This window comes from Porphyrobacter sp. MBR-49 (assembly GCF_053628655.1).
Genome location: NZ_JBRJGU010000002.1, coordinates 420,651 through 442,981 on the forward strand (window position 1 = coordinate 420,651; position 22,331 = coordinate 442,981).

Annotated in this window: 24 protein-coding genes; 15 read left to right on the top strand and 9 right to left on the bottom strand. The window is 62.2% G+C overall.

What is annotated here, in order from left to right:
• Positions 1-2 precede the first annotated feature (2 nt).
• From ACSSV3_RS04280 to pyk, 4 genes are all read right to left on the bottom strand, one after another.
• Positions 3-1,148, bottom strand: coding sequence for an acyl-CoA dehydrogenase family protein (locus ACSSV3_RS04280; RefSeq protein ID WP_354324021.1), 1,146 nt, complete (start codon positions 1,146-1,148; stop codon positions 3-5).
• 139 nt (positions 1,149-1,287) lie between these two features.
• A complete protein-coding gene (locus ACSSV3_RS04285) occupies positions 1,288-1,689 on the bottom strand; it encodes a RidA family protein (RefSeq protein WP_354324022.1) in 402 nt (133 codons plus the stop codon).
• Entirely contained in the window at positions 1,686-1,997 is a 312-nt protein-coding gene (locus ACSSV3_RS04290; protein WP_354324024.1) for an I78 family peptidase inhibitor, read from the bottom strand. Before ACSSV3_RS04290 ends, ACSSV3_RS04285 begins: the two co-directional genes overlap by 4 nt.
• 81 nt (positions 1,998-2,078) lie before the next feature.
• A complete protein-coding gene (pyk, locus tag ACSSV3_RS04295; RefSeq protein WP_354324025.1) occupies positions 2,079-3,551 on the bottom strand; it encodes a pyruvate kinase in 1,473 nt (490 codons plus the stop codon).
• 67 nt (positions 3,552-3,618) lie between these two features.
• On the opposite strand from pyk, the gene ACSSV3_RS04300 reads away from it, so the two are divergent.
• The 7 genes from ACSSV3_RS04300 to ACSSV3_RS04330 all read left to right on the top strand — a co-directional run bounded on the left by ACSSV3_RS04300 (position 3,619) and on the right by ACSSV3_RS04330 (position 7,430).
• Positions 3,619-3,930 carry a DUF1244 domain-containing protein gene (locus ACSSV3_RS04300; protein WP_354324027.1) on the top strand — a complete coding sequence of 104 codons (312 nt, stop codon included), beginning with the start codon at positions 3,619-3,621 and terminating at the stop codon, positions 3,928-3,930.
• 80 nt (positions 3,931-4,010) lie between these two features.
• A complete protein-coding gene (locus ACSSV3_RS04305; RefSeq protein WP_354324029.1) occupies positions 4,011-4,247 on the top strand; it encodes a DUF2312 domain-containing protein in 237 nt (78 codons plus the stop codon).
• A gap of 81 nt (positions 4,248-4,328) precedes the next feature.
• Entirely contained in the window at positions 4,329-4,676 is a 348-nt protein-coding gene (locus ACSSV3_RS04310) for a heavy metal-binding domain-containing protein (RefSeq protein ID WP_354324030.1), read from the top strand.
• Positions 4,677-4,849: 173 nt separating this feature from the next.
• A complete protein-coding gene (locus tag ACSSV3_RS04315) occupies positions 4,850-5,593 on the top strand; it encodes a YebC/PmpR family DNA-binding transcriptional regulator (RefSeq protein ID WP_354324032.1) in 744 nt (247 codons plus the stop codon).
• Positions 5,590-6,063, top strand: coding sequence for a crossover junction endodeoxyribonuclease RuvC (gene ruvC, locus ACSSV3_RS04320; RefSeq protein ID WP_354324100.1), 474 nt, complete (start codon positions 5,590-5,592; stop codon positions 6,061-6,063). The genes ACSSV3_RS04315 and ruvC overlap by 4 nt, the downstream gene beginning before the upstream one ends.
• Before the next feature lie 12 nt (positions 6,064-6,075).
• Positions 6,076-6,423, top strand: a complete 348-nt coding sequence (locus ACSSV3_RS04325) for an arsenate reductase (protein ID WP_354324034.1) — start codon at positions 6,076-6,078, stop codon at positions 6,421-6,423.
• Positions 6,402-7,430 carry a glycerophosphodiester phosphodiesterase family protein gene (locus ACSSV3_RS04330; protein WP_354324036.1) on the top strand — a complete coding sequence of 343 codons (1,029 nt, stop codon included), beginning with the start codon at positions 6,402-6,404 and terminating at the stop codon, positions 7,428-7,430. Before ACSSV3_RS04325 ends, ACSSV3_RS04330 begins: the two co-directional genes overlap by 22 nt.
• A gap of 90 nt (positions 7,431-7,520) precedes the next feature.
• Here the strand turns inward: ACSSV3_RS04330 and ubiG are convergent, their stop codons facing one another.
• A complete protein-coding gene (gene ubiG / locus ACSSV3_RS04335; RefSeq protein ID WP_354324037.1) occupies positions 7,521-8,258 on the bottom strand; it encodes a bifunctional 2-polyprenyl-6-hydroxyphenol methylase/3-demethylubiquinol 3-O-methyltransferase UbiG in 738 nt (245 codons plus the stop codon).
• A gap of 49 nt (positions 8,259-8,307) precedes the next feature.
• Here ubiG and ACSSV3_RS04340 point away from each other — a divergent pair, with 49 nt between their 5' ends.
• From ACSSV3_RS04340 to purT, 4 genes are all read left to right on the top strand, one after another.
• Positions 8,308-9,594: an aspartate kinase gene (locus ACSSV3_RS04340; protein ID WP_454184749.1), complete on the top strand. Its 1,287-nt coding sequence runs from the start codon at positions 8,308-8,310 to the stop codon at positions 9,592-9,594.
• A 102-nt stretch (positions 9,595-9,696) separates the two neighbouring features.
• Complete coding sequence (locus tag ACSSV3_RS04345) at positions 9,697-10,374, top strand: helix-turn-helix domain-containing protein (protein WP_354324038.1); 678 nt, start codon at positions 9,697-9,699, stop codon at positions 10,372-10,374.
• A 262-nt stretch (positions 10,375-10,636) separates the two neighbouring features.
• Complete coding sequence (locus tag ACSSV3_RS04350; protein ID WP_354324040.1) at positions 10,637-11,557, top strand: GGDEF domain-containing protein; 921 nt, start codon at positions 10,637-10,639, stop codon at positions 11,555-11,557.
• Between the two features lie 43 nt (positions 11,558-11,600).
• Positions 11,601-12,776, top strand: coding sequence for a formate-dependent phosphoribosylglycinamide formyltransferase (gene purT, locus ACSSV3_RS04355; RefSeq protein WP_354324042.1), 1,176 nt, complete (start codon positions 11,601-11,603; stop codon positions 12,774-12,776).
• 58 nt (positions 12,777-12,834) lie between these two features.
• Here purT and ACSSV3_RS04360 read toward each other — a convergent pair whose 3' ends face one another.
• On the bottom strand, positions 12,835-13,164 hold the full coding sequence (locus tag ACSSV3_RS04360; RefSeq protein ID WP_354324043.1) for a UrcA family protein: 330 nt from the start codon (positions 13,162-13,164) through the stop codon (positions 12,835-12,837).
• Between the two features lie 248 nt (positions 13,165-13,412).
• Here ACSSV3_RS04360 and ACSSV3_RS04365 point away from each other — a divergent pair, with 248 nt between their 5' ends.
• Together ACSSV3_RS04365 and purU are read left to right on the top strand one after the other, a co-directional pair.
• A complete protein-coding gene (locus ACSSV3_RS04365; RefSeq protein ID WP_354324044.1) occupies positions 13,413-14,423 on the top strand; it encodes an NAD(P)H-dependent flavin oxidoreductase in 1,011 nt (336 codons plus the stop codon).
• A gap of 16 nt (positions 14,424-14,439) precedes the next feature.
• Positions 14,440-15,303: a formyltetrahydrofolate deformylase gene (gene purU / locus ACSSV3_RS04370; protein WP_354324104.1), complete on the top strand. Its 864-nt coding sequence runs from the start codon at positions 14,440-14,442 to the stop codon at positions 15,301-15,303.
• Here purU and ACSSV3_RS04375 read toward each other — a convergent pair.
• Both ACSSV3_RS04375 and ACSSV3_RS04380 read right to left on the bottom strand, forming a co-directional pair.
• A complete protein-coding gene (locus ACSSV3_RS04375; protein WP_354324046.1) occupies positions 15,293-15,772 on the bottom strand; it encodes a beta-lactamase hydrolase domain-containing protein in 480 nt (159 codons plus the stop codon). The two genes, purU and ACSSV3_RS04375, sit on opposite strands and share 11 nt — an antisense overlap.
• Positions 15,769-17,940, bottom strand: a complete 2,172-nt coding sequence (locus ACSSV3_RS04380; RefSeq protein ID WP_354324048.1) for a PQQ-dependent dehydrogenase, methanol/ethanol family — start codon at positions 17,938-17,940, stop codon at positions 15,769-15,771. Before ACSSV3_RS04380 ends, ACSSV3_RS04375 begins: the two co-directional genes overlap by 4 nt.
• A gap of 114 nt (positions 17,941-18,054) precedes the next feature.
• On the opposite strand from ACSSV3_RS04380, the gene ACSSV3_RS04385 reads away from it, so the two are divergent.
• Positions 18,055-18,933, top strand: a complete 879-nt coding sequence (locus ACSSV3_RS04385; protein WP_354324050.1) for a dienelactone hydrolase family protein — start codon at positions 18,055-18,057, stop codon at positions 18,931-18,933.
• 59 nt (positions 18,934-18,992) lie between these two features.
• On the opposite strand, the gene ACSSV3_RS04390 is transcribed toward ACSSV3_RS04385, so the two are convergent.
• Positions 18,993-19,961 carry a complex I NDUFA9 subunit family protein gene (locus ACSSV3_RS04390; RefSeq protein WP_354324051.1) on the bottom strand — a complete coding sequence of 323 codons (969 nt, stop codon included), beginning with the start codon at positions 19,959-19,961 and terminating at the stop codon, positions 18,993-18,995.
• Positions 19,962-20,133: 172 nt separating this feature from the next.
• On the opposite strand from ACSSV3_RS04390, the gene ACSSV3_RS04395 reads away from it, so the two are divergent.
• Complete coding sequence (locus ACSSV3_RS04395; RefSeq protein WP_354324053.1) at positions 20,134-22,290, top strand: TonB-dependent receptor; 2,157 nt, start codon at positions 20,134-20,136, stop codon at positions 22,288-22,290.
• Positions 22,291-22,331: the final 41 nt, after the last annotated feature.

The following is a 22,331-nucleotide window of genomic DNA, read 5'->3' on the forward strand; positions in this document are numbered from 1 at the left end:
GCTCACTGCCGCAACAGGTCCCGGCCCACGACCATGCGCATGATCTGGTTGGTGCCTTCAAGGATCGAATGCACCCGCAAATCGCGCCAGAAGCGTTCGATCGGGTAGTCCTGAAGATAGCCATAACCGCCGAACAATTGCAGCGCGCGGTCGACCACGGCGCTGCCGTTGTCGGTCGCCAACCGCTTGGCCATTGCAGAAAAACGCGTTTTGTCGGGCGCGTTGTCGGTCACTTTTGCTGCCGCCAGATAAAGCAGCGCGCGGGCAGCTTCCAGGTCGGTCGCCATATCGGCGAGCATGAACTGGGTGTTCTGGAACTCGGCGACAGGCTGGCCGAACTGGGTGCGTTCCTTGGTGTATTTGATCGCTTCGTCGAGGCACCTTTGCGCCCCGCCGAGCGAGCAAGCGCCGATATTCAGCCGCCCGCCATCCAGCCCCATCATCGCGATGCGGAAACCTTCACCCTCGCCGCCGATGTGATTTTCGACAGGCACGCGCACATCCTCAAGGATCAGCTGCGCGGTCGGTTGCGAATGCCAGCCGAGTTTCTTCTCATTCGCGCCGAAGCTGACACCGGGCATGTCCTTTTCGATCACAAGGCAGGAAATGCCCTTCGGCCCATCCTCGCCGGTGCGCACCATCACCACGTAGATCTCGTTTGCGCCCGCACCCGAGATGAACTGCTTGGTGCCGTTGAGGACATAGTAGTCCCCGTCCCGGCGCGCGGTGGTTCGCAGCGCGCTGGCGTCTGATCCGCTGGAAGGTTCTGTCAGGCAGTAGCTGGCGATTTTGTCCATCGTGATCAGCTGGGGCAGATACTTCGCCTTCACCGTCTCCCCGCCGAAGCGGTCAATCATCCACGATGCCATGTTATGGATCGAAATAAACGCCGATGTCGACGGGCAGCCATAGGCCATCGCCTCCATGATCAGCGCCGCCTCCAGCCGCCCAAGGCCGATCCCGCCCGATTGTTCCGAGACATAGATCGCGCCGAAGCCGAGTTCGGCGCTTTGCTTGATCGTCTCGCGCGGGAAGATGTGTTTTTCATCCCACTCGGCCGCATGGGGGGTGATGTTGTCGGCGGTGAACCGCTGGGCCACCTCGCGGATCGCGAGCTGATCGTCGGTGAGCTGAAATTGTCCGTACATAGCCAAGGTCTCTAACCGGGTTGCGTGGGTTAGAAAAGTCTGGCCCATGCAAGAGCCTTGCGCATTTTTGCTAAGCGCGGCGCGATTGTCGCAATCTGTCGGTCTGTGGCATGCGTTTCATCGGTCTGTGGCATGCGTTTCAAACGCTGTGGCTAGCGCCGATTGCCGCCTCAGCCTCAATCTCGACTCGCCATTCTGGGCGGCATAGCCACGCAACCCCGGCCATTGTCGCTGCCGGGCGCGCTGCGCCGAAAAACCGCGCGTGCACTGCGCCAACCGCTTCTTGGTCGGCGGGGTCGGTCAGCAACATCCGGGTTCGCACGACGTCTGCGGCTGAACCGCCGAGTTCCTCAATCGCGGCGCGGATGATGGTGCAGCATCGCTCCGCCTGTGCCGCCGCGCCGCCGGGGGTAGTGCTCCCGTCAGGTTCGACCGGGCCGGTTCCTGCGACTATGATCCGGTTCCCCTCACGCACGGCGCGGGCAAAGCCGAAGGTGGTTTCAAACGGCGAACCCGATGTTGCCCACTGCCGCTCACTCATCCGCAGGTGATCGCGATGATCTTCATTTGGTCGTCGTATTGCACATTTACCCGGTCTTGCCGGTAATCCATCGTCCATGCTGAGCGGGGCGGGCCCCAGCGCAGGGTGCGCGCGCCGCTTTCTTTCAGAATTGCGGTGCCCATTGCTTGCGTCGCATCATGCCCGATGTGGTACTGCACCGGCTCGGCATTGCACATCATCGCCTCAGGCGCGGGCGGCGCAGCGGCCTGCTCCGGCGCTGCATCCGCGCCATATGTCGCACAGCCTGCCAGCCCGATTGCGGCCAACCCAATCACTGCCTGTTTCATTGCACCCTCCCTTGCTGGCACCGGTAAGAATCGGCGCGCACGGCAAAGGTATCAGGCGGGATGCAAACGTCCAGCCAAAGCCTACTCCGCGTGCTTGTCCAACTCATCACCGGTCACGGTCACAACATGCAACAGATTGGTGCTGCCCGGTGTTCCGAATGGCACGCCTGCCAGCACGATCAACTTGCTGCCTGCCGTGCCAAACCCATGGCGCAGCGCCATGCGGCGGCCCTTGCCGATCATTTCTTCGAAGCTGCCAATATCCTTGGTCGCCACCGCGTGCGCGCCCCACAGCAGCGCCGTGCGGCGTGCGGTGCGGATCGACGGGGTCAGCACCAGCATCGGCGTGCCGGGCCTTTCGCGCGCCACACGCCGAGCGGTTGAACCGCTGGAGGTGAACACGGTAATCGCGCTGATCGGCACTGTATCGGCGATGGTCATACAAGCATGGGCCAGCGCATCGGACGTGGTCGCATCGGGCGTGGTTTCGAGGAAGCGCACGCGTTCCCTGTAACCCTCATCGCGTTCAACCTGAGCAGCGATGGCGTGCATCATCGCTACCGATTCTTCCGGCCAAGCGCCCGCTGCGCTTTCAGCCGAAAGCATCACGGCGTCCGCCCCATCATAAACCGCATTAGCCACGTCGGAGACTTCTGCGCGGGTCGGGGTCGGGCTTTCGATCATGCTTTCCAGCATCTGGGTCGCCACGATCACCGGCTTGCCCGCACGCCTGCTGGCAGCCACGATGCGTTTTTGCAGCGGTGGGACTTCGTGCGGTTCCAGTTCCACGCCCAGATCGCCGCGTGCGACCATGATGCCATCGGCGAGTTCGATGATCGAATCGAGGCGGTGGATGGCTTGCGGTTTTTCGATCTTGGCGCACAGAGCGATATCGCGGCTGCCGATCAGCTTGCGCGCTTCGGCGATGTCCTCGGGCCGTTGCACAAAGCTGAGCGCGATCCAGTCCGCTCCGTGTTCGGTGGCAAAGGCAAGGTCACGGCGGTCTTTTTCGGTCAGCGCCGGGATCGGCACTTCGGCATCAGGGACGTTCACGCCCTTGCGATCCGAAATCACCCCGCCAACTTCGGCAGAGCATAGGATGCGATTTTGGTCTGCCTCCAGCACCTTCAGCCGGATTTTGCCGTCATTGATCAGCAATCGCTGCCCGCGCTCCATAATGCCGAACAATTCGGGATGCGGCAGACATACACGGTTTTCATCGCCGGGCGTCTCATCGCGGTCGAGCACGAAGTGGCCCGAATGGCGGATCACCGCCTCCCCATTCTTGAACACGCCGACGCGCAGTTTCGGCCCTTGCAGATCGGCCAGGATCGCGATCGGCCGCGCAAACTGTTTTTCCAACGCGCGGATGGCGTTGATCGCGGCCTCGTGATCGGCGTGATCGCCGTGGCTCATATTGACGCGGAACGCATCCGCTCCCGCCAGCAACAGCTTTTCGAGCATCTCCGGAGATCGGCTGGCCGGGCCGATGGTGGCGAGAATCTTGACCTTGCGGCCGCGCGGGTCGATCCTGATCTGATCGCGTCGTGTCATGGTGTTGCCTATCCCTCGTTACGGCAGGCTATGACAGACCCATTTTGCAACTCAAGGAAAAGCCGCGATGAATAGCAATGCCGACCCGCTAGATGATCTTGACGATGTGCAGGCTGCTGCCGCGTTTCGGCGGTTGGTGCGTCATTTGCGCCATCGTCATGACGCGCAAAACATTGAATTAATGGGGCTAGCCGGTTTCTGCCGCAATTGCCTGGCCGACTGGATTCGTGATGCGGGGTATCCCGGCGACAAGGAAGCCGCGCGCGCGGTGATCCACGGAATGCCAAGCGCGCGGTGGAAGGAACGCTTCCAATCGCCCGCCACGCCGGAACAAATCGCCGCGATGGAAGCGAGTTTGGCGAAGAACACACAGGATTAATTTGCGCCGCCGGTTCAATCGGCGCGGCAGTCTGGCTATCGCCCGCTCCAACTGATTCTGTTTCCACTGGAGATTACCCGATGGCCGAAACCACCGACGACCGCCTGCGCCTGCTGATCGAACGCATCGAACGCCTTGAAGAAGAAAAGAAGGGCATCGCCGACGATATCCGCGACGTCTATGCCGAGGCGAAGGCAGTGGGTTACGATCCCAAGATCATGCGCCAGATCGTGCGCCTGCGTAAAATGAAGCCCGATGATCGCAGCGAACAGGATATGCTGCTGGAAACCTACAAGAACGCGCTCGGGATGGCGTGATTTTCTGCGTTGCAGACCGGCCTGTCATTGAGTTTTTATTCGCCTGTGTTATCTCTCTAATACAGCAATAGGAGAAACCCGATGGCATCCCCATGGAAAGACGCGCGCGGCATCACCGTCACCACCACCCCCACGATAGAAGGTCACCCGATTCAGGAATACCTCGGCATCGTCACCGGCGAAGTGATCGTCGGCGCGAACATCTTCCGCGATCTGTTCGCCAATATCCGCGACGTGGTTGGCGGGCGTTCGGGCAGTTACGAACGAATCCTGGCCGACGCACGCAAGCAGGCGATCGAGGAATTGCAGGCCGAAGCGGCGGCAATTGGCGGTAACGCGGTGGTCGGCATTGATCTCGATTACGAAGTGATCGGCGCCAATGGCTCGATGCTGATGGTCAGCGCCAGCGGTACGGCAGTTAAAATTTGAACGGTCACCACTACCCGTAATCGGTCCCGAGAAACACCGCGTTATAGGCCGCGTGATGCGCCATTGCTGCGCTCGCCGCGGCATCGCGCCTGCCACGCGCACCCTTGCATCCCCGTCCGCCATCGGAGTAAGGCCCGCGCCACCATTTCCAACATTCCGGTGAAGTTCATCCAATGGCAGGCCATTCCAAGTTCAAGAATATCATGCACCGCAAGGGTGCGCAGGACAAAAAACGATCGGCAATGTTTTCCAAGCTGAGCCGCGAAATTACCGTGGCGGCCAAGATGGGCATGCCCGATCCCGACATGAACCCGCGCCTGCGGCTGGCAGTCAACGCCGCCAAGGCGCAGTCGATGCCCAAGGACAATATCCAGCGCGCGATCGACAAGGCGAGCATGGCGGGCGGCGAGGATTACGTCGAGATCCGCTATGAAGGTTATGGCCCCGGCGGGGTGGCGCTGATCGTCGAGGCGCTGACCGACAACCGCAACCGCACCGCTACCAATGTCCGCACCGCGTTCAGCAAGAACGGCGGCAATCTTGGCTCGGAAGGCAGCGTGTCGCACGGCTTCGAACGGCGCGGACTGATCGAATATGGGCCGGACGCGGGTGACGAGGAAGCGATGTTAGAGGCCGCAATCGAAGCAGGCGCGGATGATGTCGAATCATCAGAAGACGGCCACACCATCTGGACCGCCGCTGACGCGCTCCACGGCGTGGCTGGCGCGCTTGAACAGGCTCTGGGAGCGGCGGATAACGTCAAACTGGCGTGGAAGCCGGTGCTCACCGTCGATGTCGACGAGGCGACAGCGGGAACGCTGATGAAGCTGATCGACACGCTTGACGATGATGATGACGTGCAGACCGTGTGGGGTAATTACGAAATCTCGGACGAGGTGATGGAGAAGCTGGGCTGATCATCCTCGGCCTTGATCCGTCGCTGACCTGTACCGGTTGGGGCGTGATCCGTAGCGAAGGTGCGCGGATCAGCCATATCGCCAATGGCCAGATCAAGACCGATGCCAGCGCGCCGATGGCAAAGCGGCTGGCGGTGTTGCAATCCGGGCTTGCAGCAGTGATCGCCTCCCACCATCCCGATCGCGCCGCTGCCGAGGAAATTTTCCTCAACACAAACCCGCAATCCACTTTGAAGCTGGCACAGGCGCGCGGCGCGGTGCTGGCGGCGTGCGGAGCAGCCGGGTTAGCAGTCAATGAACACGCCGCAAGGCTGGTCAAAAAAGCAGTCACGGGCACCGGCGGGGCGGAAAAGACGCAGGTCGCCGCGATGGTCAAGGTGCTGCTGCCGGGTGTCTCCATAGCGGGCAGTGATGCGGCTGATGCGCTGGCAGTGGCGATTGCCGACGCGCATCTGGCCCCGCGGATTTGAACGGAAACAGCAATGATCCACCTTTTCGGTATCCCCAATTGCGACACGGTGAAAAAGGCACGGGTGTGGCTCGACGCGCATGACCAGCCCTACACGTTCCACAACTACAAAAAGGAAGGCGCTGATCCGGACAGACTCGCCTTCTGGATCGCTGCCGCTGGCCTTAATGTGGTGGTAAACCGCAAGGGCACGACTTACCGTGCGCTGTCCGAAGCCGACAAGGCACTTACATCTGACAGTCACACGGCTGTCGCTTTGCTCGTTCAGCAACCAAGCATCATCAAGCGGCCAATCGTCGAATATCCCGGCGGTATTCTGGTCGGTTTCAGGGAAGACGAATGGTCCGCAGTCTTGCTTTGATCGCGCTGATGGCGCTGGCCCCGGTGGCCACCGGGGCTGAGGATATGCTCATCATCGCCCACCGCGGCGCGAGTGCCGAGCGGCCCGAGCATACGCTCGCCGCTTACGAATTGGCGATCGATCAGGGCGCGGATTATATCGAGCCCGATCTGGTCGCCACGAAGGATCTGGTACTGGTGTCGCGCCACGAAAACGAGCTGTCGGGCACCACCGACGTCGCCACCCGCGAAGAATTCGAAGACCGCCGCCGCGACAAGACCATTGATGGGCAAAAGGTCGCAGGCTGGTTCGCCGAAGATTTCACGCTGGCGGAATTGCGCACCCTGCGCGCGAAGGAGCGCATCCCGTCGCTGCGGCCTGCCAATGCGCGGTTTGACGGGCTGTATCAGGTGCCGACCTTCGCCGAGATCGTGCGGTTGGTGCGCGCCAAGGAAGCGGCAACGGGGCGCAGGATCGGCCTCTATCCCGAAATCAAGCATCCGGAATTCCTGTTGCAGGACGCAGGAATAGACATGGTCGATTTGCTGCTGCGCGAACTGCGCACGCTGGGCATCACGCCCGCAGATCCAGTGTTCATCCAGAGCTTTGAAGTCGGCCCGCTCCAGCGGCTCGACAAGCGGGAAGACTTCAAGCTGGTGCAGCTAGTGGCGCCCATTGGCGGCCCAGCGGATGAACCCGCCATGCGCTATGCTGAAATGGTGACGCCGACGGGGCTGGCCGAAATCGCGAAATATGCCAATGCGATTGGCGCGCATATAGGGCTGGTACTGACGCCAGAGGGCACACTGACATCGCTGGTTGCCGACGCCAAGACGGCTGGGCTGGAGGTGCACGCGTGGACGGTGCGACCTGAGAACGAGTTTCTGCCGCCGATGTTGCGGACGGGCGATGACCCCAAGGGCAAGGGCTGCGGCGATGTGCAGCTGGCCCAGTTGCTCAAGAAAGCAGGGGTGGCAGGGGTGTTCGCCGATGGGCCGCTGAAGAGGCGGAGTTGCCCTTCCAATTAATCGTCATCCCGGCGCAGGCCGGGACCCAGAGCCTCACGCGCCGCGCCCAGCCGCCATGGACCCCAGCCTGCGCCGGGGTGACGATGAAGATTAAGCCCGCCGGGCGCTCAGAATATAATTCAGCGCCATATCATCCGACAGATGCAGCCCCTTGCCCGGACGCCATGCGATCCCGCGCTGTGCCGTTACCGACAGCCCCGCGTCCGCCAGCAGCACCTCGAACTCGTCCGGGGTGATGAAATCCTCCCAATGGTGAGTGCCTTTGGGCACATAGCCCACCGCCTCAGCCGCACCGACCAGCAGCACGCGCGAGGCCGCCGTGCGGTTGGGGGTGGACATCACGAGCAGACCATCTGGCGCCAACCGCGCTGCAACATCGCGCAGGAAGGCGGGCTTGTCCGCGACGTGTTCGATCACCTCAACGCAGGCGACCAAATCGAAGGTGCCGATGTCCAGCCCCGCCACTTCACCCGCCATGTAACGGATATCCAGCCCGACGGCCTCGGCATGGGCGGCAGCCGCCGCAACATTCTCCGCCGCCGCGTCCACGCCTGTCACCGCCGCACCCAACCGCGCGAGCGGCTCGCACACCAAACCCGCGCCGCAGCCGATATCGAGCGCACCCTTGCCCGCCAGCGGCTTCGCCAGTGTCGCCGCACCTGGCCAATGCGCATCGATTGCGTCCCTGATAAACGCCATCCGCACCGGGTTTACCTGATGCAGACTCGCCATTGCCCCTTTGGGATTCCACCAATCGCGTGCCAGCCCGGCAAAGAAATCGGCTTCCTCAGGACGGATAGTTACATTCGATACGTTTGCGTTTCCCATAAACGCCCCTTAACAGCGCCCGCGAACACTCACCAGCAGGAGCTTCCTTTTGGCCCGCATCGTGATGAAATTTGGTGGCACATCCATGGCCGGAACCGAGCGGATTCGCCGGGTGGCCAATATCGTGCGCGCGCAGGCGGCCCCCAAGCCCGACGGCACGCGCGATTCTGTCGCCGTGGTGGTTAGTGCGATGGCGGGCGAAACAGATCGGCTGGTTAACTTTTGCCGAGAAGCCAACCCGCTATACGATCCGGCGGAATATGACGTGGTGGTCGCCAGCGGAGAGCAGGTGACCAGCGGGCTGCTGGCACTGACTCTGCAAGCCCTGGGTTGCAAGGCGCGCAGCTGGCTCGGCTGGCAATTGCCGATCCAGACCATCGAAGCCCATGCCAAAGCCCGGATCGACATGATCGACGCCCCCGGCCTGATCGCCGCGATGGAAGCAGGCGAAATTGCGGTGATCCCCGGCTTTCAAGGCGTGTCGGAAGATGGCCGGGTGACAACTTTGGGCCGCGGGGGATCGGATACCTCCGCCGTCGCTGTGGCTGCGGCAATCAAGGCGGATCGCTGTGACATCTACACCGACGTGGACGGGGTCTACACCACCGATCCGCGCATCGTCGCCAAGGCGCGCAAGCAGAAGGCGGTGACCTACGAGGAAATGCTCGAACTCGCGTCGGTCGGCGCCAAGGTGCTCCAGACCCGCAGCGTCGGGCTGGCAATGAAAGAAGGCGTGCGGGTGCAGGTATTGTCGAGCTTTATCGGCGAAGGCGCTTTGCCAGCCGATGATCTTCCCGGCACGCTGATCGTCTCGGACACGGAAATGGATGAATTGGTGGAGAAGGGCCTGATGGAACGCCAGCTTGTAACCGGCATTGCGCATGACAAGAACGAGGCCAAGGTCATCCTGACCCGCGTGCCCGACCGGCCCGGCGCGGTGGCGAATATCTTTGAGCCGCTGGCGGCGGCCAGCATAAACGTCGATATGATCATCCAGAACGTCGGCCGCGACAAGGGTGAGACCGACGTGACCTTCACCGTGCCGCAATCCGATCTGGCCCGCGCGCAGGCGCTGCTGGAGGATCGCCGCGACGCAATCGGCTTCAATCGCATCATCACCGACAGCAAGATCGCCAAGATCAGCGTCGTCGGCGTCGGCATGAAAAGCCACGCCGGGGTGGCGAGCACGATGTTCCGTTCACTGTCCGACCGCGGCATCAACATCCAGGCGATCTCCACCAGCGAGATCAAGGTCAGCGTGATGATCGACGAGGACGAGACCGAACTGGCCGTGCGCGTGCTGCACACTGCCTATGGGCTGGATGCAGTTAGCTGACAGCCGGGCCGCCCCGCCTGAATTAACCATTTCCGGTAACGCAGCTTTTACTTTTTGGGACGGACTGTGCCCGCTCTCCCCCGAGAGCGAAAGGCGCGTATTATGGCCATCAAGGCCCATCTCGATCCATCCAAGTCCGGCGACCCCCAGCGCGCTGCTCCCCGGCGTGAGTTGCGGCTGGAAACCAGCGGTTTTGTTCCGGGCGCAGGCGAAGCCAATGTGACGATCCACAATATCTCGGCCACCGGGCTGCTGCTCGAAACCGGACTGGATCTGACGCAGGGCGAACGGCTCACGCTCGACCTGCCCGAAGCCGGGGCGGTCATGGCGGTGGTCGTGTGGCGCAGCGAGCGTTTATTTGGCTGCACGTTCGAACAGGCGCTTGGCCCAGCGGCACTGGCCGCAGCGCAATTGCAAGGGTTTGCGTCAGAAGCCGCTCAGGCGGAAAGCCGTTCGTCTAGGCCGCCAATCGCCCAAGGCGAAGCGCTCGGCCCAAGGTTAAACCGTTTGCGGCGCGAAGCGGGGCTGACGCTTTCCGATGTCGCTGCTGTGCTGGGCGTAAGCAAGCCGACGGTGTGGGCATGGGAAAAGGGCAAGGCCCGCCCGCTGCCTGAACGGCTGGATGCCATCGCGGCGGCACTGGGAGTTCCGCCTGAAACACTGGCCGAAACGCCCGTCACCCCTGGAAACGCGAGCGCAGTGATCGAGGAATGCCGCACTCGCATCGCAGAAGCCTGCGGTGCCACCGCCAAATCGGTGCGGATCATGATTGACCTATAGCAGCGTCAACTCAGTTCAACGCCAAAAATCATCATAAACACGACAAAGCGACATGAATCGCTGGTTCAACTGAAAAACATGGTAAACGAAATCTGTGAATGATTCGTTTTTTAGTCAGTTATATTTATATAACTAACAAAATTATTAGCAATTGTGGCAACGAAAGGGGATTTGTTGTTTTTAATTGCGATAATCCGACTAACAAACTTACTTTTCGCAAGACAGTTGTGAGCCTGAGTTTGGACTGTGGGGCATTTTTGACATGAAATTCGGTTTGAGCGATGTGGAAGGCCGCGTGTTGCACGGCCTGCTGGACGAAACCTCAAGCGACATTGTTATCAGGCTGGACCGGCACGGGTTCATCCTCCACGCCTCTACCAACATGGCTGATCTTGGCTTTGATTTTTCTGCTGCGCTGCTGCTCCCGCATATCACCGACCTGGCCGAGCGCGATCACGCCTCGTTTCTGAGCGAACACGTCGCTGCCGGGCTCACCAGACAAGCGCATGGAGGGTGGGTGGAGTTCCCGGTAATTACCTGCCCTGAACGCGATACCTGCCGCGAGGCGGATTGCCAGCGCTGGTATGCGCTCAGCCTCAGACCCGTGCTCGATGATTCCGGCGCTGTCGAAGGCGCGCTGTGCCTGATGCGATCGGTGCAGCAATTGCGCAGCCTTGAAGGCGAATTGCACGCCCGCACAGTAACCGATCCGCTGACCGGCCTCGCCAATCGGCAGGCGTTCTGTGCCAGCCTGCGGCGACATCTGGCAGGCGGGGGCGGGCAGATGATTACTGTGTTAGCGGTTGACGGAATGCGTGCGCTGCTGCTGCGTTACGGCCAACGCACCGCCGATGAAGTGCTGTGGGGGTTTGCGCGGTTCCTCGAAACAATGGCGCTGCCGGGGCATGAAATAGCGCAGCTTGATGGCGAGCGGTTCGGCGTGCTGCTGCCTGACATGAAATTGCGCCATGCACGCGAATGGGTTGAAGATGTGGTGCAGACCTTCTCGGCGCTGGCGGCCGCTGCATCGGCCAAAGCGCCGCAATTGACCGCAAGCGCAGGGCTGGCGCGGGTCGAATGCACGGTCGACTGGACTTTGCGTGAGGCGGAGCTGGGTCTGGTCCTGGCGCGCGCCGGAGGCGGACGGCAGGTTGCCATGGCGGCGCATCGCCGCGCGGCATAATCGCGCCTCTGGACTTGGGCTCGCGGGCGGTTAAACCGCTTTGATGAGCCACATTGCCACCATCCTGCTGCTCGGTTCGGGCGAGCTGGGCCGCGAATTCGTGATTGCCGCCAAGCGATTGGGCGCACGGGTGATTGCTTGCGATTCCTATGATGATGCTCCCGCGATGCAGCTGGCCGATGGGCGCGAAGTGTTCTCCATGCTCGACGGCGAGGCATTGAGGGCGGCGGCGAAAAAGCACCGCCCTGATTTGATCGTGCCGGAAATCGAGGCAATCCGCACCGAGGTGCTCGCCGATCTGGAGGCAGAGGGCTTCACCATCGTGCCATCAGCGCGCGCGGCACAACTGACCATGAACCGCGATGCGATCCGCGATCTGGCGGCGGGTGAGCTGGGGTTGGTGACGTCGGCTTATGGTTATGCGACAAGTTTGATCGAGGCTGAGGCAGTCGCTGATAGAATCGGCTACCCGCTGGTGATGAAGCCGGTCATGTCATCGTCCGGCAAGGGCCAGAGCAAGGTCGATGATACCGCAGCGCTGAAGGCCGCGTGGGATTACGCCGTCGGCAATATGCGGGGCGATAGGGCGCGGGTGATTTGCGAGCAGTTCATCGCCTTCGACTATGAAATCACTCTGCTGACTGTGCGGCATAAAGACGGCATTTCTTTCTGCCCGCCCATCGGCCACCGGCAGGAACGCGGCGATTACCGCGAAAGCTGGCAGCCAGCCGCGATGTCGTCCGCTGCGCTCGCCAAGGCGCAGGACATGGCCGCAAAGGTCGTGACCGCGCTGCAAGGCGGCGGTCGCGGCTGGGGGCTGTATGGCGTCGAGTTTTTTGTGAAGGGCGAAGACGTGATCTTTTCCGAACTCTCACCCCGCCCGCACGATACTGGAATGGTGACGCTGGCGTCGCAAGACGTCACCGAGTTTGATCTTCACGCCCGCGCCATCCTTGGCCTGCCGGTGCCGCAAAGCATCACAGCCCGCCCCGCCGCCTCCGCCGTGATCCTCGCCGACCGTGATTGCGCCGACTTCGCGTTCGAGGGATTGGCCGAGGCGCTGGCGATTGATCCTGCTGTTGATGTGCGGATCTTCGGCAAGCCCGTCACCCGCCCTTATCGCCGCATGGGCGTGGCGCTCGCCCGTGCTGACACAGCCGTGGACGCCGTGTCCCTCGCCAAACAGGCCGCCGACGCCGTGCGGATTGTCTATCGCTGAACCCAAGCGGAGCGGCCCCGCTTGTGCGAAACCGCTCCGCCTCGGCAGCACTCTGGTATTAGAAGCTGGCGAGCATCCCCAGCTTGTCAGCCAAGACCGCGACGCGGCGGGCGTTTGCATTGTCAAGCGCGAGCCCAACCTGCGGCTGATAGGTGGCGCGCGCCTCGTCGACGCAGGCCCGATAGCTGCGCAACACTGAGATGTCGCGGGCGGATGGAGAACCGCACGCCTTGTGGGTAGCGCGCGCAAGTCGGCGATCAAGCGCTGCACGATCAGTCTCTTTGGTCAGATCAAGGTCGCCAAAAGGCACTTTTACAGTAACCGTTTCTGCAGCAGCAGGAACGGCAAGAGCAAAGGCAAGCACGGGCAGGAAAAAACGGATAGTCATGGCGTTGTTCCTTTTAGGATTTGTCCAATCAATCAGCCAAGCGGAAAACGGAGAGGAGCTTGGCTGACGCGAAGGTTATGGCAGAAACGGGTTACACCTTGCGGACGCGCGTAAGAAAATCTCGTTATTTAGTAATCATAGTTCAGTCGTCTGCCAGACTTTGAACCGCCGTAGATGTAATTCTGGCGTAACTTCACACGCTATTGTGCCGCTTGCGATGGTTCGCGCTTGCGCCTAAGCGCCGCGCCATGACCAAATATCCCAACACCGCTGCCCTGATGCAGCGCGGCACTGATTTCCTCGGCTGCGATACCGCGATCCTGTGCGGCGCGATGAGCTGGGTGTCGGAACGCAACCTTGTTGCCGCGATCAGCAACGCGGGCGGTTTCGGCGTGATCGCCTGCGGGGCGATGACCCCCGAACTGCTCGACACCGAGATTACGGCGACCAAGGCGCTGACGTCGAAGCCATTTGGCGTCAACCTGATCACCATGCACCCCGCGCTGTTCGATCTGATCGCGGTGTGCCGCAAGCATGGCGTGACCCACGTGGTGCTGGCCGGCGGCATTCCGCCAAAGGGTTCGGTCGAAGCCATTAAAGAGGACGGCGATACCAAGGTGATTGCATTCGCCCCCACGCTGGCGCTGGCGAAAAAGCTGCTACGCTCCGGAGCGGATGCGCTGGTGATCGAGGGAATGGAAGCAGGCGGCCATATCGGCCCAGTGTCCACCAGCGTGCTCGCGCAGGAAATCCTGCCGGAATTGGCCTACGACCACCTGATCTTCGTCGCAGGCGGGATTGGCCGGGGTGAGGCGATTGCCAGCTATCTGGAAATGGGCGCGGCGGGCGTGCAACTCGGCACGCGATTTGCCTGCGCCACCGAAAGCATCGCTCACCCCGATTTCAAGAAAGCGTTCTTCCGCGCCAGCGCCCGCGAGGCGGTTGCATCGGTGCAGGTCGACCCGCGCCTGCCGGTGATCCCGGTGCGCGCCTTGAAAAACAAGGGCACCGAGGAATTCACCGCCAAACAGCGCGAAGTCGCCGCTCTGCTCGATTCGGGCGCGGTCGACATGGGTGAGGCGCAATTGCAGATCGAACATTTCTGGGCCGGCGCCCTGCGCCGCGCGGTGATTGACGGCGATGTCGAAAACGGCAGCGTGATGGCGGGGCAATCGGTCGGCATGGTCAAGGCCGAAGAACCTGCCGCCGACATCATCGCCGAACTGATGGCGCAGTGCGAGGCGGCGCTCGCCAAGTAAGGTGGGCATGATGCGCATGGCCCCGCTGATCCTCACCCTCGCCTGTCCCGACCGGCCCGGTATCACCGCGCGGGTGACGGGGTTTCTTTTCGAGCGCGGGTGCAACATTCTTGACGCGCAGCAGTTCAATGATCGGGCGGAAGCGGGGGGGACTGACCGGTTTTTCATGCGGGTGGTGTTCGATCCCGACGGCGCGACCGCCGAGGGGTTGCGCGCCGACTTTGCTGCGCTGGCGGTCGAATATGCGTTTGAATGGAAAATGGCGCGCGAACAGCGCCCGCGCCGCACCATCATCCTGGTCAGCAAGTTCGATCACTGTCTGGTCGATCTGCTGTATCGCTGGCGCACGGGGGAATTGCCGATCACTCCGGTGGCGATCGTCTCCAACCACCCGCGCGAAACCGCGATCCGGGTCGATATTGGCGATATCCCGTTCCACCACATCCCGGTAACGCCCGAAACCAAGCCGCAAGCCGAGGCGCAATTCCGCGCACTGGCTGATAAGGTGAACGCCGAATTGGTGGTGCTCGCACGCTACATGCAGGTGTTTTCGGACGAACAATCGGCCCATTTCGCGGGGCGCTGCATCAATATCCACCACAGCTTCCTGCCCGGCTTCAAGGGTGCGCGGCCCTATCACCAGGCGCACGAACGCGGGGTCAAGATTATCGGTGCGACAGCGCATTTCGTCACCGCCGACTTGGATGAAGGCCCGATCATCCATCAGGATGTCGAGCGCATCACCCATGCCGATGCCCCCGCCGATCTGGTGCGCAAAGGCCGCGACATCGAACGCCGCGTGCTGGCCGAAGCCGTGCGTCTGTTCGCGCAGGAACGGGTGCTGATGAACGGCTCACGCACGGTGGTGTTCAGGGGTTAGGGGTGTTCAGCGGCTGGATGAGTAATTCACGCCACACCGCAACGCGGGGATCGTCGCTTTCCAGCGGGTTCCAGACCGCCGCCATCCGCGCCAGCGCCTCACCTTCAGGTACACCCGCCGCGCAGTCGATCAGATAGAAAAACGCTGTGACCCGGTAATTCGCGATGCAATGAACATGATGCGGGCCGTGATGCGCTGCCAGCGCTTCTTGTAACATTGCCACATGATGCAGCGTCGGTGCGTCGAACGGCACCGGGATGTGGGTGTAGGCGATACCCTGCGCAGCCAGCAGCGCGGCTTGATCGCTGAGTGCCTCAGGATGATCGTCGAGCGCGAGGTTGACCACATGGCGCACGCCGATGGCCGCCAGCCGCGCCGGATCGCTTGCCTCAAGCTTTCCCGAAGTGGTGATCCCGTCAGGCCGCCGCTGCCAGTTACGGATGTCGGTAGGATCACCCACCGCCATCATCGCCGCGCGACCTTCTTTGCCCTCTCGATCGCCTTGTCCTCGTTGGCGCGGTGGATCACGTAGGCACGGATGGCCTCGATCTCGTCCTTGCTGAGCGATCCTGTAAAGCTCGCCATGCCGTTGTCCTTGAGCATCCCGCCTTCGACCACCGCGTTCCACGCACTCGCGCTTTCCAATGATCCGGCGCGGCGCAGATCGGGCAGCACGGTCGATCCAACCGCGCCCGGCGCATGGCACACCGCACAATAGCGGCCATATTTCGCCTGCCCCAATGCGATCACTTGCGGAGAAGCCTTGCTTGGCGGCGGATCGAGCGGGAGCGCGGCGAGTTCGGGCGCAGGCGGCAATTGCGCCTTGCCCCCCAGTTTGAACACCAACAGGCGCGAGACATTGCGCACTGGTGCCTTGTCCGCGATCAGCGCGCCATCCACGCTCAATGCATAGGCCCCGCCCCAGCCTGCCAGCACGGCGACATATTGTTCGCCATCAACGGTGTAGGTGACCGGCGGCGCAACCACCCCGGTTTGCGCGGCAAAGCTCCATAGCTTGTCGCCGGTGGCCGCGTCATAGGCGTTGAACTCGCTGCCAGCCGTGCCCTGAAACACCAACCCACCGCCGGTTGCCAGCAACCCGCCGTTCCACGGGCCGGGATGCTCGACCGTCCAGCGCGGTTTCTGCGCCACCGGATCCCATGCCACCAGCATACCCTTGAGCGTGCCCGCCACCTGTCTGCGAATACCGAGATCAGGCGGCAGATCGCCCGCACCAAGATTGAACCCGACGTTGAAGCCGCGGGCGCTGTCGGGCTTCCATCCGGCTTCGGGGGCATACATCATGCTCGCTTCAAAGGCTGGGATATAGACCAGCCCTTCGGCCGGGTGAAACGCCATCGGGTGCCAGTTGTGCCCGCCCAGCGCGCCGGGGGTGACCAGTGCAGGCTTGCCGGTCTTGTCCACGCGCGTTTCGGGGTTTTCAATCGGGCGGCCCGTTTTGGGGTCAATCCCGCTCGCCCAATTGACGCTGACATAGGGTTTGGCGCTAATGAATTTTCCGGTTTCCCGGTCGATCACGTAGAAGAACCCGTTCTTGGGTGCCTGCATCAGCACCTTCCTGACCGCGCCATCAATCGTCATGTCGGCGAGCATGATGTGCTGCGTGGCGGTGAAATCCCAAGTTTCGCCCGGCGTGGTCTGGTAATGCCAGACATATTCACCAGTGCCGGGCCGGATCGCGACGATGCTGGAAAGGTAGAGGTTGTCACCCTCCCCCGTCCCGTCCGCGCCGGGCGAACGATAGGCGCGGTTCCACGGGCTGCCATTGCCCACCCCGATATAGAGCAGATCAAGCTCGGGATCATAAGCCATCGAATCCCACACCGTCCCGCCGCCGCCAATCGCATCCGACGCGCCCAGCACGTCCATGTTCCACGTTTCGGCGGCCTTTTGCAGGTAAGCGGGCGCGTCTTTCGGATCGCCACCCTCTGGCACGGTATAGAACCGCCACAGTTCATCACCATCCGCCGCATCATAGGCGGCGACGTATCCGCGCACGCCGAACTCCGCCCCGCCATTGCCGATGATCACCTTGCCATCGATCACGCGCGGCGCGCCGGTGATGGTGTAGCTTTTGGATTGGTCGACCGTGACCTTTTCCCACGCCACCGTGCCAGTATCGCGATCAAGCGCGACCAGGCGGCCATCCAGCGTGCCAAGGAACAGCTTGTCGCCCCACGCCGCCAACCCGCGGTTCACCACATCGCAGCAGGCTTTGACTGCGGTTTCGCCGGGAACCTTGGGATCATATTCCCACAGCGATTTACCGGTGGCGGCGTCAAACGCCTTCACCTTGCTCCACGCGGTGGTGAGATACAGCTTGCCGTCGATTACAAGCGGAGTCGCCTCCTGCCCGCGCGCGGTGTCCATATCGGCAAACCACGTCAGACCCAGATCGCCCACCGTATCGCGGTTGACTGCATCGAGCGGCGAATAACGCTGTTCGGAATAAGTGCGCCCGTGGCTGATCCAGTTGGCGCTATCCGCGTCCGCGCCGACCAGCGCGGCATGGGTAATGCCATCATTCCCGCTGCCATCGAAAATCTGGCTGCAATTCGCCAAGGTTCCGGCCGACAGCAACAAGGCTGCGCCGCACGCCCACCGTACAAGGTTCATTGATCCCGCTCTCCCCGTTTTGTTTTGCGTATGTTGGCGCGTGAAACTCTGCTTGTCCATGCCTACCGCTCCCGACTATCACAGGCGCAAGGGGTCAGCAGGAGAACGACGAACATGTGCGATGAAAGCAAACTGGCCGAATGGGCCAAGCAATCTGTCAACCGCCGCCAGTTCGGCGCACTCAGCGGCGCTGCGGCGCTGGCAGCGTGCGCATCGGGCGAAAGCGCCAGCAATGCGCAGCCTTCGACCGCTGGCCTGACCGAAAGGGTGATCGGTTTCGATACCGCTGATGGGACGATGGATGGGTTTTTCGTCCATCCCGAAGCCGGCAATCACCCCGCCGTGATCCTGTGGCCTGATATTGGCGGCCTCCGCGAAGCCAAGCGTAACATGGCCCGCCGCCTCGCCAGCGAAGGCTATGCGGTATTGGTAGTGAACCCCTATTACCGCGACGTTGCCGGCCAGCAATTTACCGATTTCGCCGATTTCATCACCAATAGCGGGTTTCAGAAAGTTGGCCCGTGGCGCGGCAAGCTCGATGCCGAAGCGATCATGCGCGATGCCGCCGCCACGGTCGGCTGGCTCGATCAGCAGGAGGGCGTCGATCAGGAGCGCGGGATTGGCACGCAGGGCTATTGCATGGGCGGGCCGTTCACCATCTGGAGCGCGGCGGCGGTGCCAGCGCGGATCAAGGCTGCGGCGAGTTTCCACGGCGGCGGGCTGGTGCGCGCGGATAACCCGATGAGCCCGCACGCGCTGCTGGACAAGGTCGACGCGCAGCTGCTGATCGCGGTCGCCCGCAATGATGATGCCAAGGCCCCGCAGGACAAGGTCATTTTTGGTGAAGCGGCCAAGGCGGCAGACGTGCCCGCGACAGTCACCGTCTATGATGGCGATCACGGCTGGACCGTGCCGGACAGCCCGGTCTATGCCGAAGCCGCCGCTGAGCAGGCCTATGCCGATCTGAAAACGCTGTACGCAGCGGCGCTCTGACTTTGCGTATCCAACGGCAGGCGGGAGCAATACGGCTCCCGCCGATGCTGATGATGGGGTCAGCCCGCCGCGCTGCGCGCCTTGGCGCGGTCATTGCTGAGGCCAAAGCGCCCATGCTTGCGGAACCGCGTCATCCACTTGTCGAGGAACAGGCCCAATGGCCTGGGTTCGATCCCCAATTCGGCAAATCCGCGCGCGCCGTCCGCCACGGTGCTGCCGGGTTTCAGCAGCGCCCACTGATCGCGGCTTATCGGGGTACCGGGCAGCGCCGCAAAGGCAGCTGACAGCCCATCGGGCACCGCGAAAAAATGCCGCTTTCGCCCTTGGGCTGCGGCGATCCGTTCATGGATTTCCATCATCGAAAGCTGCTCCGGCCCACCCAGTTCATAAGTGTGCCCGCCGTGTGCATCGGGATATTCCAGCGCGGTCGCCACCGCTTCGGCAACATCATCGGCATAGACCAGTTGCAGCTTCGCCTCTGGCCCGAACACCGGCAACACCGGGAGCATCTCGATCATCCCGCCAAACAGGTTGAGGAAGTTATCGTCCGGGCCGAACACGATCGAGGGCCGCAGGATCGTCGCCGTCGGGAAGCCCGCCATGACGCGCTGTTCGCCCAGCGCCTTGGATTTGGCATAGGCGGTTGGCGATGCCGCATCGGCGCCAATGGCGCTGATATGCACCATCGCGCGCACGCCCTTCGCCGCTGCCAGCCGCGCGATCGTGCCGGGTGCCTCGCCCATCAGTGCGGTCAGATCGCCATCAAACGCGCCGACCAGATTGACGACGTAATGCGCCCCATCAAGCGCAGCGGCAACGTGGTCGTCTTGGGTGATGTCGCAGGGAAGGAATTGCAGCTGGCCAAGATTGGCGAGCGGTTTGAGAGCTTGCGCCTTGTGCGGCGCACGGCTCGCCAACCGCAAGCGCGCGCCGCGTTCCAGCAGGCTCTGCGCGACATAGTTACCGATATAGCCGCTGCCACCGAAAATCGTGACAAGCTGGCCGGAAAGCGGGGATGAAGTGGGCATGGGTCAGGGTGCTCTTGGTGGCTGTCCAGTTGCTGGCAGCGCTTTGCGGCAACACGAGCCCGCAGGCAAGGGCCGCGATGCGTTGATCAGCATTTGCGGCATTTCCGCTTGCATTCGCAACACATCACTTTAAGTGCGTGATACGTTATCTCATTAAAGCAACGGGACCCCCATGATCAATCGCAAGAACCGCCTTGCCTCATCCCACCTCGCCCTCGCCGCCGTTCTCTGCGCGGATACTATCGCCGCCCCGGCGCTGGCAGAAACCGCGCAAGCTGAACAGCAGCCCGCGACCAGCACACCAGCCGGTGCCAAGATCGAGGATGACGTCCACAATCGCCAGACCGATGAAACCGGCAACATCATCGTCAGCGCTTCGGGCCTCAAAGAACTCGACTTGCTGGCAGGCACCAGCGTGCTCGAGATCGGCGACATTCAGCGCGATATGGTGACCGGCCAGATCGGCGATCTGCTGTCCAAGGTCCCCGGCGTGTCTGCCACCAGCTTTGCCCCCGGCGCCTCACGCCCCGTTTTGCGCGGCCAGCAGGGTGAGCGCGTGCGCGTGCTGGTCGACGGGATCGGCACGTCAGATGTCTCAAACACCTCTGCCGATCACGCCACCACCATTGATCCGATCACGGTTGAACGCATCGAAGTGCTGCGCGGCGCGGCGGTGCTGCTTTACGGCAGCCAGGCGATTGGCGGCGCGGTGAATGTGATCGACAAGCGCATCCCGACCAGGATGCCGGATGAAGCGTTCCACCTCGATGCGCTGGGCGGTATCGATAGCGCGACCAATATGCGCACCGGCGCAGCCTCGCTCGATGTCGGTGTCAGCTCGAACCTGGTGCTGCATGTCGACGGTTCGTGGCGCAAATCGGGCGACATAGAGATCGGCGGGTTTCAGGTATCCAACGCCCTGCGCGCTGATCTGCTTGCTGACGCCGCCGCGCAGGAAGATGACGGCGCGCTTGATGAAGCGGCGGCGCTGCGCGACGCTGCTGGTCAACGAGACCGCGTGGCCAATACCGCGATGGAAAGCTGGACGCTCAATGGTGGGCTTGGCCTGATCCTTGGTGACAGCACGTTTGGCGCATCAATCGGATACTACGACACCGATTACGGCGTTCCCACCCGACCCGGCGGAGCGGAAGGGGATGCGTTTGTCACCATCGGCCTCGAACAATTCCGCGCCGACTTCAAAGGCGACATCTACCTTGGCGAAGGCGCGGTCGAGCGGCTGAAATTGCGGGTCGGCTATTCCGATTACACCCATACCGAGTTTGAAGGGGCCGACATCGGAACCACCTTCGATTCCACCAGCATCGAAGCACGCGCCGAACTGGTGCAGAACGCCCAAAGTCTGCTGCGTGGGTCAACCGGAGTCCAGTTCATGCACCGCGATTTCTTCGCCCAAGGCGAAGAGGCCTATGTTCCGCCCAACCTGACAGATCAGCTGGCAGTGTTCACCTTGCAGGAATTTGGCACCGGCCCATTCCAGATCGAAGCTGCCGCGCGCGGCGAGTTCACCAATGTCGAAGCCCAGACGCTGGGCATCAAACAGAATTTTGACACCTTTTCGGGCGCGCTTGGCGTGGTTTACGAAGGCGTTGAGGGCGTCCGCATCGGCCTGAATGGTTCGCGCGCCGAACGTGCGCCGAGCGCCGAAGAACTGTTCGCTGACGGCCCGCACATCGCCACGCAGGCGTTCGAAATCGGCAACCCTGACCTCAAGACCGAAAGCGCGTGGGGGCTGGAAGCCTATGCGCGCGGCAATATCGGGGCGGGCACATTCAGCCTGACCGCATTCCGCCAGTGGTTTAACGACTACATCTTTCTCAACGAAACCGGCGAGGAGGAAGATGATCTGCCGGTGTTCGAATACCTGCAGCAGAATGCAGACTTTTACGGGATCGAAGCCGACCTGTCCTATCCGGTGATCGATACCGGAAGCTTCCGTCTGCTGACCGATCTCCGCGCATCCTATGTCAGAGCGGAACTGGCCGATGATACGGCTATACCGCGCATCCCGCCGCTGAGCTTGCTTGGCGCGTTGGAAGCGCAAACGACAGCGTTCGACGTGCGCGGCGAAGTGCAGTGGTTTGACCGACAGAACCGGGTGACCACGTTTGAAACCCCAACTGACAGTTTCACGCTGGTCAACGCGCTGATCGCATGGCGACCCCTGGCGGATAACAAGAACGTCACGGTGCAAGTCGCGGCCGACAATATCTTCGACGTGACCGGCCGCCGCCACGCGAGCTTCACCAAGGAGTTTGTCCCGTTGGTGGGCCGCAACTTCCGCGCGAGTGTTCGCCTGAGCTTCTGAGCCCTGTTGTGAGTCCCCCGCGCAGGCGGGGGCTCACCATC

Coding starts and splice junctions, on each gene's coding strand:
- ACSSV3_RS04280 (WP_354324021.1), bottom strand. CDS start 1,148: ATGTACGGACAATTTCAGCTCACCGACGATCAGCTCGCGATCCGCGAG.
- ACSSV3_RS04285 (WP_354324022.1), bottom strand. CDS start 1,689: ATGAGTGAGCGGCAGTGGGCAACATCGGGTTCGCCGTTTGAAACCACC.
- ACSSV3_RS04290 (WP_354324024.1), bottom strand. CDS start 1,997: ATGAAACAGGCAGTGATTGGGTTGGCCGCAATCGGGCTGGCAGGCTGT.
- pyk (WP_354324025.1), bottom strand. CDS start 3,551: ATGACACGACGCGATCAGATCAGGATCGACCCGCGCGGCCGCAAGGTC.
- ACSSV3_RS04300 (WP_354324027.1), top strand. CDS start 3,619: ATGAATAGCAATGCCGACCCGCTAGATGATCTTGACGATGTGCAGGCT.
- ACSSV3_RS04305 (WP_354324029.1), top strand. CDS start 4,011: ATGGCCGAAACCACCGACGACCGCCTGCGCCTGCTGATCGAACGCATC.
- ACSSV3_RS04310 (WP_354324030.1), top strand. CDS start 4,329: ATGGCATCCCCATGGAAAGACGCGCGCGGCATCACCGTCACCACCACC.
- ACSSV3_RS04315 (WP_354324032.1), top strand. CDS start 4,850: ATGGCAGGCCATTCCAAGTTCAAGAATATCATGCACCGCAAGGGTGCG.
- ACSSV3_RS04325 (WP_354324034.1), top strand. CDS start 6,076: ATGATCCACCTTTTCGGTATCCCCAATTGCGACACGGTGAAAAAGGCA.
- ACSSV3_RS04330 (WP_354324036.1), top strand. CDS start 6,402: ATGGTCCGCAGTCTTGCTTTGATCGCGCTGATGGCGCTGGCCCCGGTG.
- ubiG (WP_354324037.1), bottom strand. CDS start 8,258: ATGGGAAACGCAAACGTATCGAATGTAACTATCCGTCCTGAGGAAGCC.
- ACSSV3_RS04345 (WP_354324038.1), top strand. CDS start 9,697: ATGGCCATCAAGGCCCATCTCGATCCATCCAAGTCCGGCGACCCCCAG.
- ACSSV3_RS04350 (WP_354324040.1), top strand. CDS start 10,637: ATGAAATTCGGTTTGAGCGATGTGGAAGGCCGCGTGTTGCACGGCCTG.
- purT (WP_354324042.1), top strand. CDS start 11,601: ATGAGCCACATTGCCACCATCCTGCTGCTCGGTTCGGGCGAGCTGGGC.
- ACSSV3_RS04360 (WP_354324043.1), bottom strand. CDS start 13,164: ATGACTATCCGTTTTTTCCTGCCCGTGCTTGCCTTTGCTCTTGCCGTT.
- ACSSV3_RS04365 (WP_354324044.1), top strand. CDS start 13,413: ATGACCAAATATCCCAACACCGCTGCCCTGATGCAGCGCGGCACTGAT.
- purU (WP_354324104.1), top strand. CDS start 14,440: ATGGCCCCGCTGATCCTCACCCTCGCCTGTCCCGACCGGCCCGGTATC.
- ACSSV3_RS04375 (WP_354324046.1), bottom strand. CDS start 15,772: ATGATGGCGGTGGGTGATCCTACCGACATCCGTAACTGGCAGCGGCGG.
- ACSSV3_RS04380 (WP_354324048.1), bottom strand. CDS start 17,940: ATGAACCTTGTACGGTGGGCGTGCGGCGCAGCCTTGTTGCTGTCGGCC.
- ACSSV3_RS04385 (WP_354324050.1), top strand. CDS start 18,055: ATGTGCGATGAAAGCAAACTGGCCGAATGGGCCAAGCAATCTGTCAAC.
- ACSSV3_RS04390 (WP_354324051.1), bottom strand. CDS start 19,961: ATGCCCACTTCATCCCCGCTTTCCGGCCAGCTTGTCACGATTTTCGGT.
- ACSSV3_RS04395 (WP_354324053.1), top strand. CDS start 20,134: ATGATCAATCGCAAGAACCGCCTTGCCTCATCCCACCTCGCCCTCGCC.